Source organism: Clostridium chromiireducens, assembly GCF_002029255.1.
In the GTDB taxonomy this organism is placed as follows: Bacteria; Bacillota; Clostridia; order Clostridiales; family Clostridiaceae; genus Clostridium; species Clostridium chromiireducens.
This window is the reverse complement of the sequence record NZ_MZGT01000009.1, coordinates 1-17,074: the sequence shown is the minus strand read 5'-3', so window position 1 is coordinate 17,074 and position 17,074 is coordinate 1. Positions and strand designations below refer to the sequence as shown.

Sequence of the window (17,074 nt, the reverse complement as noted above, 5' to 3'; positions counted from 1 at the left end):
CCCATTAAATTATGTTGTATTTTAATCAGTAAAAATATCTAAATCTTCTTTATTTACTAAACTTGGATTGTTCTCTTTAAATTTATTATATATTTTTTCATAATATATTTTAATCGTAGCCATTGTTGGAGATCCTAAAAGCATTCCTATAGGTCCCAAAATACCTCCACATATTGTTACACCTAATATAATTCCAAGAGGGCTTATCCCAACCTTTTTGCCTACAAGTCTAGGCTCAAGATACCATGCGTCAAACTGTTGAATAGAAAGCAAAAGTATAAAAACAATTATCGCTTTTGTTGGCGATACAAAAATCGCAACTATTACACTGATAATATCTCCTACAAGCGGTCCAAAGTAAGGAATCATGTTTGTTACACCTACCATTAGTGCAATCAGTGGTGCATAAGGTTCTCCAACTGTAACCAATCCTATTAATGCTAATATTCCAATTATGGAAGAATCTATTGCCTTTATGCCAATATATGTACCGATCATTTTATTGTAGGTTCTAATAAATTCTATTAGATTAGTTCCTTTCTCTTCCTTTAAAATCATATAAGTAATGATTCTCAAACTTTTAATAAACTTTTCTTTATCTGCAATGATGTATATTGATATCACAAAGCCTAAAACCACACTAACTAAATTCGAAGTAAAGGAAAGTAGATACATGGCTAGATTTTGTAGTAAATCTATCGACATATTACCTGCCTTATTTGATATTTGCTGCAAATTATCTAAAAGACCTGCTTGCGTAATTAATACTTTTATTCTTTCATTTTCAAGAATTGTATTAACCCATTTCTGTATAATTTCAACATACGTTGGTATCTCTATTGTAATATTTACAATACTATCAATTAAGCTAGGTATAGAATAAAATAATACAATAAAAACTAATGCTACAATTATAAAATATGTAATTGCAATTGATATTTTTCTTTTTATTTTGAACCTTTTTTCCACAAAACTTACCACCGGATTTAATATATACGCACAAATCATTGCATAAATAAATGGCGAAACAATTGATAAGGCTTTCTTTCCTATATTAAAAAAATAATCATAATTATCTATTAATTTATATCCAATCAAACCCATTAATGCAAATATTAATATATCTCTATATTTAATATTTTTATTTATAAACAATCCACCTCAAATCCCTTCAAAAAAACTTACCTAAATAGTGACTTAATTATATCATATATCCATTTTTCACATCACGTATTCTTTATTATGTACTAAAAATATAATTATAGACAATTAATATAAATTAAACTTATGCTATAACTTAAGGTTTTAACAAATTCGTAAATATGTTTATCTATACACCAAAGACATAAAGCTAGAGAAAGGGAGTAAAATCTGTTATGACCGCTGCAATAGAATGCTAATGCAACACTGCATAAAAAAGTTTACTCCCTTTATAGTGTCATATATTATTTAGAAGTTGAAATACTCCATAGTTTTTTTATATCTCTATATATACTTTTATAATCTACATTTTTTCCACTACATCTATTCCAATTAACTCTAATCCATTCTTTATTACTTGTAGACTTGCTTTAACCAAGTTTAATCTTGTAGCTTTTAAATCTTCGTCTTCTAAGTTTAATACTGAGTGGGCATTATAGAATTTATTAAAGCCTTTAGCAACTTCTATAACGTATCTTGTTAATATTGATGGTTCTAATTTATCTAACGCTAAAGTTATCATATTATTAAAGTTAGCTATGCTCTTAACTAATTCAAATTCCTCTTTTGATGATAATTTACTATAATCAACAGTTCCAGTACATTCATTTCCTCTGTTTAATATACTATTTCCTCTAGCATATGAATATTGAACATATGGCCCTGTTTCTCCGTCAAATGATAATATTTCTTTCCAATCAAAGACAATATCTTTTTCTCTTGAATTTTTAAGATAAGTAAAGATTACAGCTCCAACACCAATCTTCTTTGCTACTTCTTCTTTATTTTCAAGTCCAGGATTTTTCTCGTTAATAACTTCCATAGTTTTATCTACCGCTTCACGTAATAGATCATCTAGTAAAACAATTGAACCATTTCTTGTTGAAAGCTTTCTATCTGCAAACTTAACTAATCCAAATCCTACATGTACGCAGTCTTTTGCCCATTCATTGCCTGCAAGTTCTAAAACCTTAAATACTTGCTTAAAGTGTAATGCTTGTGGAGTTCCAACTACATAAACACATTTGTAAAAATCATAAGTTTTCTTTCTGTACATAGCCGCTGCTAAATCTCTTGTAGCATATATTGATGCTCCATCGCCCTTAAGTACTATACAAGGAGGCATATTATACTCTTCAAGCATAACAACTTGAGCTCCATTACTTTCAACAAGAAGACCTTTTTCCTTTAGTTCATTAACAACAACATCCATCTTATCATTATAGAATGCTTCACCTGCCAACGAATCAAATTTTACTCCTAAAATATTATAAACTCTTTCGAATTCCTTCAAGCTCAATTCTCTAAATTTCGTCCAAAGCTCTGTAGCCTTTTCGTCACCAGTTTCTAATGCTTTGAAATTAGCTCTTGCTTCGTCTTCTAAAGAAGGATCTTTTTCTGCTTCTTCATGGAATTTAACATATATTCTAAGCAGTTCATCTATTGGAGCCTTTTCTAAAGCTGCTTCATCTACCCATCTATCATAAGCTGATATAAGCTTACCAAATTGAGTACCCCAGTCTCCTAAATGGTTTAAACCAACTGTATCATAACCTTCTTTTTTAAACATTTTATATAAGGCATTTCCTATAGCTGTAGTAAATAAGTGCCCTACATGGAAAGGCTTAGCTATATTAGGTGAAGAATACTCAACACAAACTGTTTTACCTTCTCCACTATTTGATGCACCATAATTATCTCCATCTTCTAAAACTTTCTTGATTGTATTTTCTGCAAATACACCTTTATCAACAAAAAAGTTAAGATAAGGTCCTAAGCTTTCTATTTTTTCAAATCCTTCAGTAGACATATTGTTTTTTAATTCTTCCGCTATCATATTTGGTGCTTTTCTCATAACTTTTGATAGCTGAAAACATGGGAATGCATAGTCTCCCATTTCTGGCTTTGGTGGTATTTCAATTAATTTTTCTATTGTTTCAATATCTAATTCCACATGAGCTTTTATTAGTTCTGCAACTTTATTTTTGTAATCCATAAATATCCTCCTTAAATATGCTTAAACATTATTATTTAAACTTAAACAGGCATTAACCTGTAAGACTATAACTAATTATTTTATTCTAGTACTAATTACTATTTTTTACTTCTTTTCGTAAAAGTATTTACATAATTTATAACAAATATGTTAGCATGCAAATAAAAAAAGCTCCTCTCTTAAACAAAGAGACGAACTATCCGCGGTACCACTCTAATTGTATTTTATATAAATAAAATACCCCTTAACTTTTAACGCAAGTTTTTTTGCGACCAACCCTACTAAACATTCAAAAATAATAACTCATATATAAGATATATTAAATTATTATATTTTAACTACTGATTTCAGGTGATTTCTCCAAGGCTCTCTTCATTATAATCTATCCATAGGGCTTACACCGTTCCCCCACTCGCTTAAGGAATCAATTAAACTACTTTCCTCTTCTCAGAATTTTCAATATTAATGATAATATATTATACAAATTATCTATATATTTGTCAACTTGGTATTATATATATCACAAATATATTAATTTAGACTTATGTGTAACTTACCGAAATAAGTAATATATTGTGTTTCGGTTTCCAGTATAGTGATACGCTCAAAGTTAACAAGTATGTATATCATTCTAGTTATAAATCAAATATATAATTTAGATATCCAAACTATGAATTTGATTTATGCTTTGAAATACTTTCCATACCAGAAATAGAAGGTACTCTTTTTCGTAGTGTTGCATTGAAAAAATAATTGTAGGTATTTCTTCAGTAAAAGTTGTTCCAGTCCTGCTTGTCATTAGCTTGCCTAAGGAACAAGCAGGACTGGTGCAACTTTTACTGATAGAAATCCACAGTTATTTTTGGTAGCAACCGAGAAACAGAGTACCTTCTATTTCGGTTGGTTATCACATATATCTAAGTTTTCTATTGAATATCTATACTATAAAAAGTTAAGTATTAAATTACCGAAACTATATAACATATTTATTATAATTCTTCCAGGAATCTGAATTATTCTTCCTCCAACAAATATAAGTACCATCATTATTATCATCTGATATTGATAATACATATTTTCATATTTGTAAAAAACTTTTGGGTATAAATCTCTTAGAATACTAAAGCCATCTAACGGTGGAACTGGTATTAAATTAAATAACCCTAAAAACACGTTAAGTGTAAGAATAGAATATATCATAGATTCTAATACTCTATACAATGCCATTGGAATTCCATGTCCAAACCTTACAAAAAGCACAAGTACTATTGTAGCAACTATAGAAACTAAAAAGTTTGCAGCCGGTCCAGCTAAGCTTACCTTTAAATCATCTTTATAATAGTTTTTATATGCTGACGGATTAGTTTGTACCGGCTTTGCCCATCCAAATCCAAAAAGTAAAACTAAAATGAATCCTACTGGATCTATATGCGTAATTGGGTTTAAATTCAATCTTCCTTGAAATCTTGGTGTCTTATCTCCCAGCTTATCAGCGACAAATGCATGTGCATATTCATGGAATGTAAAAGCAATTAGTATTGCTGGGATTAATATAATCTTATCATATATTGTTTGCTGTATATTAAATAATGAATTCATATTTTCCTCCTTATTAGTTGTACATGTTTTGTATTATACCATATTTTACGCCTGTTCATGCACTATTTTCAAAAGATTAACATTCATTTTTCATTGCATTATTTATCATCTCTATCATTTCATCCAAATCTTTTCGACATCGAAGTTTTACATAAAAAGGAGTATCTAATTTAATATTTAGATACCCCTTTCATAATATTACTTTTTATCTAAATTCTTATAAGTCAACTTTCCTTTGTTATCCATAGTTGCTATAAAATCATCTTTGATTTGAATAAGTTTTCCTTCATATTCAATTTCTTTTCCAGTCATCAAGTTTTTAACACTGCCTTTAAGATTATCATTAAGCAAAATTTCACCTTGATTACTAAAATATAAATCATTACAATTTACAACCGAATCTAAAGTTACCTTTTTCCAAGAAGAAGTATCTTCACTAATTTTTCCATAAGTAATTGTTGTAACTTTATCACCGTTTAATTCACCCATGTAAATTACATCTTTTCTATCAATACCTAAAAGTGTTAACTTTTTATTTGAATTAAACTTTAGCTGCTTATTTGGATTTGTAACAAAAAATCTACCATCTACTTTATCTTCATAAATTAACCTATCTTCATGAGGTATTATCTGCATATTCCCTAAAATGTTAGTTTGAAGTTGAACTTTAGTTAAAGTACCATTTATATCAATTCTATAAACTATACTCTTCAATCCGCCTTTATAGAGGTCAATATAATAAACACCTGTAATGGTTGATTCACTTACCTTTCTAACTTCCATGCCTTCCTGATAAGTACAGATATCTTCATTATTTTCAGTTGCAGCAGTCTCAGATGAATCCTTTGGATTATAGGTTACAAGCTGAATTTTCTTTTCACCATCTTTTTCTACTTTTTTAGCCATTATAAGTCTGTCTCTATCAGATAGCCATTTATAATAAAGAATTTCTCCATTATTCTCTGTTTTCACTTGAGTATTAGTACCTGTTTTTGTATCTTGTATGTATAGATTATTATCTTGACTATACGTTAAATACTTTCCATCATATGATACATTTACATCTTTAGCACCAGAAGGAATAGTGGCTTTAATGTCTTTAGTCTTATCTTTGCTTAACTCTATCTTTTCACTCTTAAAATCTGACGAATGTTTGAATACAAAGTTATCTAATATGTATAATCCGCCAATTTGTAGTATTATAGATAATATTGCCCACGCAATTATCTTCTTAAATACTTTCATAACTTACCCTCACCTTCTGTTTATTTAACAATAATTGCAGTTGGGATAGATCTTTCCCCCATACTATATGATGGTGTGTTAACAATATCTCCATCATAATACATTGTGGTAGATTTTCCTCCATCTAAATTCATTGCATTAACCGCTCCCAGTTTATATATAACTTCTTGAGCTTCTTTTAATGTAGCGCCTAAACTGCTTGCACCTCTACCATCAATAACCAGAAGAATAATTGCACTATCTTTTCTCTGCCCTATAACTGTTCTTGGAGCTATTCCCCAGCCTCCATCTCCACTCATAGGGGTCATTTTACCATTAATCACTAATGATGGTCCAAAACTTAGAGCCTCTTGAACTCCTAGCTCTTGAAGTTTTTCAGCTGAATACTTACCAACAAGCATTATGCCTTGTTTATCTATTGCAAGTAAGTCAGCTTCTTGATCCTTTCCTAAATCATTATAGATAACCTTACCACTACTCATAATAAGTCCTATTGGAAGACCGCCATTTCCTGTCCACTTTTGATTTGAGGATTGATCTGTGAATCCTCCACCATTAACAGCTGCAATAGCATCATTATTTTCTGCTATTTGAGATGTAGTTTCACCCTCTACTTGTAATTTAGAAGTATATCCTATTTTGACTCTAGTCGAATCTTTTATTACAAGATAATGACCTGTATATTTTTCGTTCTCGATTTTATAGTATTCTATTGTATCATCTTTAACTTTTGGAATTTCAATTTCTGATGTATTTGTTGTTTCACTTGTTCCTTCAGTTGAGTTCTGTCCTAAGATTTTTGCTATCTTTTCATCTGATAAAAACCAAGTAGCCAGATATTGATGGCTCATTGAAGTCATAGCAGCCCCTACATATGTAGCTTTTGCATTTTCAAACGGTCCATATAAAAGCGTAAGCGGAGCCGTACACAATGTAAAAATCATTTCAAACGCAAAAAATGCTATCAATGTTTTAACTGAAATTCTTTTTGTATTTTTCTTAACTTTTTTAGGTTTCACTCTAGATTTTTGATCTATATTTTTATTACCTTTATTCGTATTCATTTTATTATCCTCTCTAAAAGTTCCTCATCGACATATAATTATTTTAAATTACACCAAAATTTATTATATATTATTTTTATTTATATTACAATAATTTGATTTTTCCATCATTTTTTTCAAATTCCAATTATACTTTTTTCTTTAAATTCTGTTATGTTATAATGGATTTTAGGAGGTATACGTTTTATGGAAGAGAAAGTTTTAAATGAATTAAAAAAATTTGAAGATTATGTTTCTGGCGAGCACCTTAGTTCGACTTTAAATGTTTCAAGAACCGCTATATGGAAGCATATAAAAAATTTAAAATCAAAAGGATATGTAATAGAAGGAATTTCAAATAAAGGATATAAGTTAATATCGTCTCCAGACATTTTAAGTAAAAGCGAACTTTTACCTATGATAAAAACATCTAAAATTGGCCGTAATATAATTTATTTTAATGATATAGATTCAACAAATATAAAAGCGAAAGACCTTGCACAAAAAGGTGCTGAAGATGGTACTATTGTTATAGCTGAAAAGCAAACTCTTGGTAGTGGTCGTTTCAATAGAAAATGGGTTTCTCCAAGCGGCGGACTTTGGTTTACTCTAATACTAAGACCAAATATTCCTCCAACCGAAGCCCCTAAGATAACGCAAATTGCTGCTGCTTCTATCTATAAAACCCTAGAAAAATATGATATACACTCAACAATAAAATGGCCAAATGATATTCTGTTAAACGATAAAAAACTTTGTGGTATATTAGCTGAAATGAAATGTGATATGGATGCTGTTCATTATTTAGTATTAGGGATTGGCATGAATATAAATATAAATAAAAGTGATTTTGATGACAACACCGAATCTACTGCCACTTCATTAAAGATTGAGCATAATAAAGAATTTAAAAGAAGTGAGATACTTGCTGAGTTACTTCTAAATTTTGAAATCCTATATAATAAATTTACTGATAATTTAGATCTAACCGAAACAATTTCTATTTGCAGAAACCATTCAAGCATTTTTGGAAAAAAAGCAAAATTAATAACCTATAATAATGAAGAAATCGTAACTTGCGTTTCTTTATCCGATACAGGAGATCTTATCATTAGAGATAGCTCTGGCACCGAAAAAGCAGTACTTACAGGAGAAATTAGCTTTAAGGGAATAGATTAAATATAAAAATACTTGCACTAAGATGTTATTTAGAGTTTACTTCTAAGCAACCGAAATGGAATATATGTGTTTACTTCGGTTCTTAGAAGATTTTACTGGGTGATTCTAAGAACATAAGTTGCATCCAAAGTGCTTGCTTCAAAGACTACGCTTTTGAACAAGCACATTTGGAACAACTTATATTCTAAGAATCACGACCAGCAAAATCTCCTTATGAACACTGCGCAAAAACATATATTCCATTTCTTTGTTCAATAGTAAGCTTAAATAGCTATATATTTATACAAGTATTTATATTTCTCTTATTACAATATATTTAATGACTGAATATTTAAGACTTTTCATACAGTTCTTATATTTATAATACAATACTCATACAGTCTTTTGTATGTATATGTGAAATACTTAAAGTGATAGCAAGACAAAGAAATAGAAGACATATATGTGGAGCAGGCATTGAAAAATAAGCTGCTGGAATATCTTAATTGAAAGTTGTTCCACTTTTGCTTGTCCTGTGCATATCACAGGAACATGCAGAAGTGGTGCAACTTTTAATTTAGATATTCCCAGCGAGATTTTTCATAGTCCTGAGGAACATATATGTCTTCTATTTCGGTTGTTCTCGCTTCACATTAAGTTCTTCTCAATACTATCAAAATATTTACTTCTTGTTTAATACCTTTTGAATGTGATCTTTTAAGACATTTGCTGATTCTTGTAATTTTTTTAGCTCTTCTGCATCTTTTATTTCAGGATTTACTATATTTACTGCTCCTGTACTGTTGACTATAGCAGGTACTGCTAGATAAACATCTTCTATTCCATATTCCCCTTGTAATAAACAAGATACAGTTAAAATAGTATTTTCATCTCTTAATATTGCTTCTACTATTCTGTTTACAGCTAATGCTACTGCAAAATAAGTTGCATTTTTTCTACTTATTATTTCATAGGCTGCATTCTTTACATCACTTTCAATTACTGCTTTTACTGCATCATCCCATTCCAAATTGAATTTTTGTGCATATTCCTCAAAGCTTCCACCTGCTATACTTGCAGTGCTCCAGCTTATAACTTCGCTATCACCATGTTCACCTAAAACATATGCATGGATATTATTATTATTAACATTGAAATACTTACCAATAACATACTTTAATCTTGAAGTATCAAGAACTGTACCTGATGCAATTACTCTTTCCTTAGGGAACCCTGATAATTTATAAGTTATATACGCTAATACATCGCAAGGATTTGATACAACTAATAAAATTGCATTTGGACTCGCTGCTGCAATTTGTGGCACGAATCCTTTAAATATATTATAATTTTTCTCAATTAAATCTAATCTAGTTTCCCCTTCTTTTTGAGCCGCACCAGCAGTAATTATAACTATATCTGAATCTTTTGTCTCTTCAATACTTCCCGCATAAATACTAACTGGTTTAACAAAAGATGTGCCATGAACTAAATCCATTACTTCACCCATTGCTTTATCCATATTTATATCAAATAAACAGATTTCTGTAGCCACTCCGCTATTCATTAAAGCATATGCTGTTGTCGCACCTACAAACCCTGCACCAATCACTGATATCTTACGTTTTCTCTCTATCATTATAAATTCCTCCTCTTTATGGACTATTCTTTCCTAATAAAGAAATTATTATTTATTGTTAATTTTTTGTCATATAACTATATATAATCCCTTACATTATTAATTAATAATAATTCTTACTATTAATTATAACTTATTTGAATTTTCTCGTAAATACTATATAATTAAATTTAACAACTTATTCGTAATTTTTTTATTTAGGCATTTTTTAATTTTGTTTCAAATGCCTGATATTCAATATGGAGGTACACTTTAATGAAATTATTATTTTTTGATACAGAAACAACCAGTATAAAACCAGGCAGTATATGCCAATTAAGTTATATTACTGTAGATGCTAGCGTAAAACCACAAGTAACTACGGGAAAGAACTTTTTTTTCACTGTTGAAGATATGGATCCATCGGCTGAAGAAATTCATGGTTTCTCTTTGGAAAAACTTTATGATTTATCAAATGGTCAATACTTTGAGGACTTAGTTCCTGAATTTCTTGATGACTTTATTAATGCAGATTTCCTTATCGGACATAATGTAAATTTTGATGTCAGATTTTTAAAGCACGAATTACAATCTTTAGGAGAAGATTTTGTTCCTAAAAATGTTTTCTGCACAATGGCTTATTACAGGGATATATGCAGAATTCCTAAGGCCAATGGTGAAATAAAAAATCCAAAGCTATCTGAAGTGATTGAATGGCTTAATATACCTAGCAGCCAAATTACTGAGACATCAGAAAAATTATTTGAAGGAAGCGGAAACTACCATGATGCTAGATTCGATACAGCTGCAACTTATTTAACTGTTATTGAAGGTTTAAAAAAAGGTCATTTCCCTAAAGGATATTTTTCAAATCGTTTAAACTCAAGATCTTAGTATACAAATTTTTTTTATCATTAACACCTTAACAATATAATCATATAATATATTATATGATAATTTGCAACATTAACTATTTATTATTCTTTAATACTTTTATATATGTTATAAGTGCTTATTGATTAGTTATAGTATTTCAATCTTGTTTAAATTATAAATGAGGTGATAAAATGGAGAAATATGTTTGTGAAGTGTGTGGATATATTTATGATCCTGAATTAGGGGATCCAGATGGCGGAATACCACCTAATGTTGATTTTGACGATTTGCCTGATTATTGGGTATGCCCTATCTGTTCCTTTAACAAAGATAATTTTTCTATTCAAGAGTAATTACAATCTATGAAAGTAATATAATATACTAGGTTATAATTAATACACTTAAGTAAATCTAATTGTATCAATAATACTATTGTACTTAGACTTTATTTCAAGAAAAAAGACTATAAAAACAAGTACTTGTTTTTATAGTCTTTTAATTATGGATTAAATTGTTATTTTATTTTTATATATTTTTATGGAAAGTTCTGCTTATAACTTCTAATTGTTGTTCTTTTGATAATCTACTGAAGTTAACTGCATATCCTGAAACTCTAATTGTAAGTGTTGGGTACTTATCTGGATTTTCCATAGCATCAATTAATGTTTGTCTGTTAAGAACATTAACATTTAAGTGATGAGCACCTTGAGTGAAGTATCCATCCAGTATTGCCACTAAGTTGTTAACTTTTTGATTTTCGTCTTTTCCAAGTGCATCTGGAACTATTGAGAATGTATTAGATACACCATCTTGGCAGATTTCATTGTATGGAATCTTAGCTACAGAGTTAAGTGATGCCAATGCTCCATTTATATCTCTTCCATGCATTGGATTTGCTCCTGGTGCTAAAGGTTCACCCTTCTTTCTACCATCTGGAGTTGTACCTGTTTTCTTACCATACATTACATTTGATGTTATTGTAAGTGCAGATAATGTATGCTTCGCATCTCTATATAATGGGTGTTTCTTAAGCTCATTTGAGAACTTAGTAACTAATGCCACACCTAAATCATCTGCTCTATCATCATCATTTCCGTATTTAGGGAAATCTCCTTCAACTTCAAAATCTATTGCTATACCTGCTTCATTTCTTATAGGTTTAACTTTTGCATATTTAATTGCTGATAATGAATCTATAGCTACTGAAAGTCCTGCAATACCAAATGCCATTAATCTTTCAACTGCTGTATCATGAAGTGCCATTTGACTTGCTTCATAAGCGTATTTATCATGCATAAAGTGAATTATATTCATTGTATCTACGTAAACTTTAGCTACATATTCCATTACCTTATCATAATTTGCTTTAACTTTATCAAAATCAAGAACTTCTTCATCTGTAAGTTTTGGAATTCCTGGCACTACCTTAATGCCTTTTAATTCATCTACTCCACCATTTATAGCATATAAAAGTGATTTAGCTATATTTGCTCTAGCTCCAAAGAATTGCATTTGCTTACCAACTTTCATTGCTGATACACAGCAAGCTATTGCATAATCATCACCATATACTGGTCTCATAACTTCATCATTTTCATATTGAATAGAATCTGTTTTTATTGAGATTTCTGCACAATATTTCTTAAAGTTCTCTGGAAGTTTATCTGACCATAAAACTGTAAGGTTCGGTTCAGCTGATGTTCCTAAGTTTATTAAAGTATGAAGATATCTAAATGAGTTCTTAGTAACAAGTGACTTACCATTGATACCCATACCTCCAATTGATTCAGTTACCCAAGTTGGATCTCCACCGAATAGTTCATTGTATTCTGGAGTTCTTAAGTGTCTAACTAATCTTAACTTAATTATTAATTGATCTACTATTTCTTGAGCTTCTTTTTCTGTAATTAATCCTGCTTCTAAATCTCTTTCGATATAAACATCTAAGAAAGTAGAAGTTCTTCCAAATGAAGTTGCAGCACCATTGTTTTCTTTAATACCCGCTAAGTATCCAAAGTATAAATGCTGCGCAGCTTCTTTTGCATTTTCTGCTGGCTTAGATATATCAATTCCATATTTAGCCGCCATCGATTTTATTTCACCTAAAGCTCTAATCTGCGTAGAAACTTCTTCTCTTTTTCTTATTAATTCATCAAGCATGTCCCCATTAAGGTTATCAAGATCTTTTTTCTTTTCTTCTATTAAGTAATCTATACCATAAAGAGCGACTCTTCTATAGTCACCTATTATTCTTCCTCTACCATAAGCATCTGGAAGACCAGTTAATAATCCTGCACTTCTTGCAGCTCTTATTTCCCTTGTATAACCATCAAATACACCTTCATTGTGAGTTTTTCTGTATTTTGGAAAATATTCTTCGATATTCTTATCTAGCTCATATCCATATTCTTTTAGAGAACTTTGAACCATTCTCATTCCACCAAATGGATTCACAATTCTTTTAAGAGGTGCATCTGTTTGAAGTCCAACTATAACTTCGTTATCTCTATCTATATATCCAGCATCATAATTATCAATTCCTGATACTCTATCTGTTGCAACACCTATGATTCCTTTTTTAACTTCCTCAACAATTAGCTCATATGCTTTTGTCCATACTTTATTTGTTTTCTCAGTTTTATCTTCTAGAAAGCTTGAATCACCTTCAAATAACTTATAATTTTTTTGTATAAAGTTTCTTACGTCAATCCCCTCTTGCCAAGTTCCACCTTTGAAGCCTTCCCATTGTTTAAACATAATTTTTTCCTCCTTAAAAACAAATTTGATTACATAATTTTTTCCATATAAAAAAGCCGACAATCCAGGCTTTTTTGCCCAGACGGTCGGCTCTTTGGCATATAATATAATATATTATGCCTTAGTCATACTTCATGTGGTAACTCCACTTCCGTCAGTCATATGACCAAATCTTAATATAAGAATAATACGAACCTATTTAGTTTGTCAACATGAATTAATATCCAAATATCTCTTTTTGATATTTTTTTATTAATTCTTTATCTGCCGCTTCTACATTTTCAAGTGGATATTTAAGCCCTAACACTTCATACTTATTTGCACCTAATAAATGATATGGAAGCAACTCTACTTTCTCAACATTAGGTATCTTATCTATATATTTCTTAAGTTCCTTTAAATGCTCTATATCGTCTGTTAATCCTGGTACAACAACGTGCCTTATCCACATTTTTGTATTATTCCTCTTCATTGCTTCCAAGAATTTCAAGGATTCATCTATATTCATTAAAGTCACATTTTTATATCCTTCTGGAGTAAAATGTTTTATATCAAATAAGACTAAATCAGTGTATTTTAATATTTCATCATAATTTCCAAATCCGTAGCCTGCTGTATCAATACAAGTATTTATTCCTTTGCTCTTGCATAATTTAAGAGTTTCTAAAAGAAATTCCGGTTGCCTTAAAGGCTCTCCTCCTGAAAATGTAACTCCTCCGCCACTGCTTGCGAAATAAGTTTTGAATCTTTCTATCTTCTTTACTAACTCCTCTGGAGTGTACTCTTCTCCACCGCTAGCTGACCAAGTATCAGGATTGTGACAATACTTGCATCTTAATGCACAACCTTGTAAAAATACTACTACTCTAATTCCAGGCCCATCTACAAGACCCATGCTCTCTATTGAATGAACGTTACCTTTCAACATTTATTACACCCCCTATATTTATTATACTTTAAAACTGTATTTAAATTTATTATTTCCTTGAATTAAGGTTATTAACATTTAATATCTTGTATATATGAAAAATACATACTTTATTACTTAATATTAATGAATTCTATCCTTATTCATCTTAAAGCAAAAGAAGGGAAAGTCAACCTCCCCCTTCTTCCAATAATTTATTTATTTTTTATAATTTATATTGCTATGAATGCAATTAGATGCTTTGGTGGAAAGTTCTGCTTATAACTTCTAATTGTTGTTCTTTTGATAATCTACTGAAGTTAACTGCATATCCTGAAACTCTAATTGTAAGTGTTGGGTACTTATCTGGGTTTTCCATTGCATCAATTAATGTTTGTCTGTTAAGTACGTTAACATTTAAATGATGAGCCCCTTGAGTGAAATATCCATCTAAAATTGCAACTAGATTGCTAATCTTTTGATTTTCGTCTTTTCCAAGTGCATCTGGAACTATTGAGAATGTATTAGATACACCATCTTGGCAGATTTCATTGTATGGAATTTTAGCTACAGAGTTAAGTGATGCCAATGCTCCATTTATATCTCTTCCATGCATTGGATTTGCTCCTGGTGCTAAAGGTTCACCCTTCTTTCTACCATCTGGAGTTGTACCTGTCTTCTTACCATACATTACATTTGATGTTATTGTAAGTGCTGATAATGTATGCTTCGCATCTCTATATAATGGGTGTTTCTTAAGCTCATTTGAGAACTTAGTAACTAATGCCACACCTAAATCATCTGCTCTATCATCATCATTTCCGTATTTAGGGAAATCTCCTTCAACTTCAAAATCTATTGCTATACCTGCTTCATTTCTTATAGGTTTAACTTTTGCATATTTAATTGCTGATAATGAATCTATAGCTACTGAAAGTCCTGCAATACCAAATGCCATTAATCTTTCAACTGCTGTATCATGAAGTGCCATTTGACTTGCTTCATAAGCGTATTTATCATGCATAAAGTGAATTATATTCATTGTATCTACGTAAACTTTAGCTACATATTCCATTACCTTATCATAATTTGCTTTAACTTTATCAAAATCAAGAACTTCTTCATCTGTAAGTTTTGGAATTCCTGGCACTACCTTAATGCCTTTTAATTCATCTACTCCACCATTTATAGCATATAAAAGTGATTTAGCTATATTTGCTCTAGCTCCAAAGAATTGCATTTGCTTACCAACTTTCATTGCTGATACACAGCAAGCTATTGCATAATCATCACCATAAACTGGTCTCATAACTTCATCATTTTCATATTGAATAGAATCTGTTTTTATTGAGATTTCTGCACAATATTTCTTAAAGTTCTCTGGAAGTTTATCTGACCATAAAACTGTAAGGTTCGGTTCAGCTGATGTTCCTAAGTTTATTAAAGTATGAAGATATCTAAATGAGTTCTTAGTAACAAGTGACTTACCATTGATACCCATACCTCCAATTGATTCAGTTACCCAAGTTGGATCTCCACCGAATAGTTCATTGTATTCTGGAGTTCTTAAGTGTCTAACTAATCTTAACTTAATTATTAATTGATCTACTATTTCTTGAGCTTCTTTTTCTGTAATTAATCCTGCTTCTAAATCTCTTTCGATATAAACATCTAAGAAAGTAGAAGTTCTTCCAAATGAAGTTGCAGCACCATTGTTTTCTTTAATACCCGCTAAGTATCCAAAGTATAAATGCTGAGCAGCTTCTTTTGCATTTTCTGCTGGCTTAGATATATCAATTCCATATTTAGCTGCCATTGATTTCACTTCACCTAAAGCCCTAATCTGCGTAGAAACTTCTTCTCTTTTTCTTATTAATTCGTCAAGCATATCACCATTTAGGTTATCAAGATCCTTTTTCTTTTCTTCTATTAAGTAGTCTATACCATAAAGGGCCACTCTTCTATAATCACCAATTATTCTTCCTCTACCATAAGCATCTGGAAGACCAGTTAATAATCCTGCACTTCTTGCAGCTCTTATTTCCCTTGTATATCCATCAAATACACCTTCATTGTGAGTTTTTCTGTATTTTGGAAAATACTCTTCGATATTCTTATCTAGCTCATATCCATATTCTTTTAGAGAGCTTTGAACCATTCTCAATCCACCAAATGGATTTACAATTCTCTTAAGTGGAGCATCTGTTTGAAGTCCAACTATAACTTCGTTATCTCTATCTATATATCCAGCATCATAATTATCAATTCCTGATACTCTATCTGTTGCAACATCTATAATTCCTTTTTTAACTTCTTCCACTATTAAATCATAAGCTTTTGCCCATACTTTACTTGTTTTTTCAGTTTTATCAACAAGGAAACTTGCATCTCCTTCATATGATTTGTAATTCTTTTGTATAAAGTTTCTTACATCTATACCTTCTTGCCAAGTTCCACCTTTGAAACCTTCCCATTGTTTAAACATTTGTTTTCCTCCTTTATACTTTGCATTAAAACTTTGTTAAATTTTAATCAATTAATCTATATATTTATTTTATATCCAATTTTAACTTTTGTCAATGATATCTTTTATCAATTAGTATTAATTTTCATTTTTTCTTTTTTATATAGTTTTAACCAAAAATCTTTTTTCGAGCCTCTATACAATATATAGT

12 protein-coding genes, 1 riboswitch and 1 other annotated feature are annotated in these 17,074 nt (G+C 30.3%); of the genes, 3 read left to right on the top strand and 9 right to left on the bottom strand.

What is annotated here, in order from left to right:
* Nucleotides 1-21: 21 nt before the first annotated feature.
* The 5 genes from CLCHR_RS04280 to CLCHR_RS04260 form a co-directional block, all read right to left on the bottom strand.
* Nucleotides 22-1,155: an AI-2E family transporter gene (locus tag CLCHR_RS04280; protein ID WP_079438456.1), complete on the bottom strand. Its 1,134-nt coding sequence runs from the start codon at nt 1,153-1,155 to the stop codon at nt 22-24.
* Nucleotides 1,156-1,504: 349 nt separating this feature from the next.
* Nucleotides 1,505-3,196: an arginine--tRNA ligase gene (argS, locus tag CLCHR_RS04275; RefSeq protein ID WP_079438455.1), complete on the bottom strand. Its 1,692-nt coding sequence runs from the start codon at nt 3,194-3,196 to the stop codon at nt 1,505-1,507.
* 184 nt (nt 3,197-3,380) lie between these two features.
* Nucleotides 3,381-3,654, bottom strand: a binding site (T-box leader).
* 484 nt (nt 3,655-4,138) lie between these two features.
* Complete coding sequence (locus tag CLCHR_RS04270) at nt 4,139-4,795, bottom strand: site-2 protease family protein (protein ID WP_079438454.1); 657 nt, start codon at nt 4,793-4,795, stop codon at nt 4,139-4,141.
* A 198-nt stretch (nt 4,796-4,993) separates the two neighbouring features.
* Nucleotides 4,994-6,040 (bottom strand): dipeptidyl-peptidase IV, encoded by a 1,047-nt coding sequence (locus CLCHR_RS04265; protein WP_079438453.1) that lies wholly within the window; start codon nt 6,038-6,040, stop codon nt 4,994-4,996.
* 20 nt (nt 6,041-6,060) lie between these two features.
* Complete coding sequence (locus CLCHR_RS04260; protein ID WP_079438452.1) at nt 6,061-7,104, bottom strand: phosphodiester glycosidase family protein; 1,044 nt, start codon at nt 7,102-7,104, stop codon at nt 6,061-6,063.
* Between the two features lie 186 nt (nt 7,105-7,290).
* Here CLCHR_RS04260 and CLCHR_RS04255 point away from each other — a divergent pair, with 186 nt between their 5' ends.
* The gene (locus tag CLCHR_RS04255; RefSeq protein WP_079438451.1) at nt 7,291-8,262 is read left to right on the top strand and encodes a biotin--[acetyl-CoA-carboxylase] ligase; all 972 of its coding nucleotides are present in this window, start codon (nt 7,291-7,293) and stop codon (nt 8,260-8,262) included.
* 661 nt (nt 8,263-8,923) lie between these two features.
* Here the strand turns inward: CLCHR_RS04255 and CLCHR_RS04250 are convergent.
* Nucleotides 8,924-9,880 (bottom strand): L-lactate dehydrogenase, encoded by a 957-nt coding sequence (locus tag CLCHR_RS04250; RefSeq protein ID WP_079438450.1) that lies wholly within the window; start codon nt 9,878-9,880, stop codon nt 8,924-8,926.
* A 255-nt stretch (nt 9,881-10,135) separates the two neighbouring features.
* Between CLCHR_RS04250 and CLCHR_RS04245 the strand changes: the two genes are divergently transcribed.
* Together CLCHR_RS04245 and CLCHR_RS04240 are read left to right on the top strand one after the other, a co-directional pair.
* The gene (locus CLCHR_RS04245) at nt 10,136-10,753 is read left to right on the top strand and encodes a 3'-5' exonuclease (protein ID WP_079438449.1); all 618 of its coding nucleotides are present in this window, start codon (nt 10,136-10,138) and stop codon (nt 10,751-10,753) included.
* A gap of 173 nt (nt 10,754-10,926) precedes the next feature.
* Nucleotides 10,927-11,088, top strand: a complete 162-nt coding sequence (locus CLCHR_RS04240) for a rubredoxin (protein WP_079438448.1) — start codon at nt 10,927-10,929, stop codon at nt 11,086-11,088.
* A gap of 172 nt (nt 11,089-11,260) precedes the next feature.
* Here CLCHR_RS04240 and pflB (CLCHR_RS04235) read toward each other — a convergent pair whose 3' ends face one another.
* The 3 genes from pflB (CLCHR_RS04235) to pflB (CLCHR_RS04225) all read right to left on the bottom strand — a co-directional run bounded on the left by pflB (CLCHR_RS04235) (nt 11,261) and on the right by pflB (CLCHR_RS04225) (nt 16,884).
* The gene (gene pflB / locus CLCHR_RS04235) at nt 11,261-13,492 is read right to left on the bottom strand and encodes a formate C-acetyltransferase (protein WP_079438447.1); all 2,232 of its coding nucleotides are present in this window, start codon (nt 13,490-13,492) and stop codon (nt 11,261-11,263) included.
* 69 nt (nt 13,493-13,561) lie between these two features.
* Nucleotides 13,562-13,664: riboswitch (ZMP/ZTP riboswitch) on the bottom strand.
* Nucleotides 13,665-13,709: 45 nt separating this feature from the next.
* Nucleotides 13,710-14,420 carry a pyruvate formate-lyase-activating protein gene (pflA, locus tag CLCHR_RS04230; RefSeq protein ID WP_079438446.1) on the bottom strand — a complete coding sequence of 237 codons (711 nt, stop codon included), beginning with the start codon at nt 14,418-14,420 and terminating at the stop codon, nt 13,710-13,712.
* A gap of 232 nt (nt 14,421-14,652) precedes the next feature.
* The gene (pflB, locus tag CLCHR_RS04225) at nt 14,653-16,884 is read right to left on the bottom strand and encodes a formate C-acetyltransferase (protein WP_079438445.1); all 2,232 of its coding nucleotides are present in this window, start codon (nt 16,882-16,884) and stop codon (nt 14,653-14,655) included.
* Between the last annotated feature and the right edge of the window lie 190 nt (nt 16,885-17,074).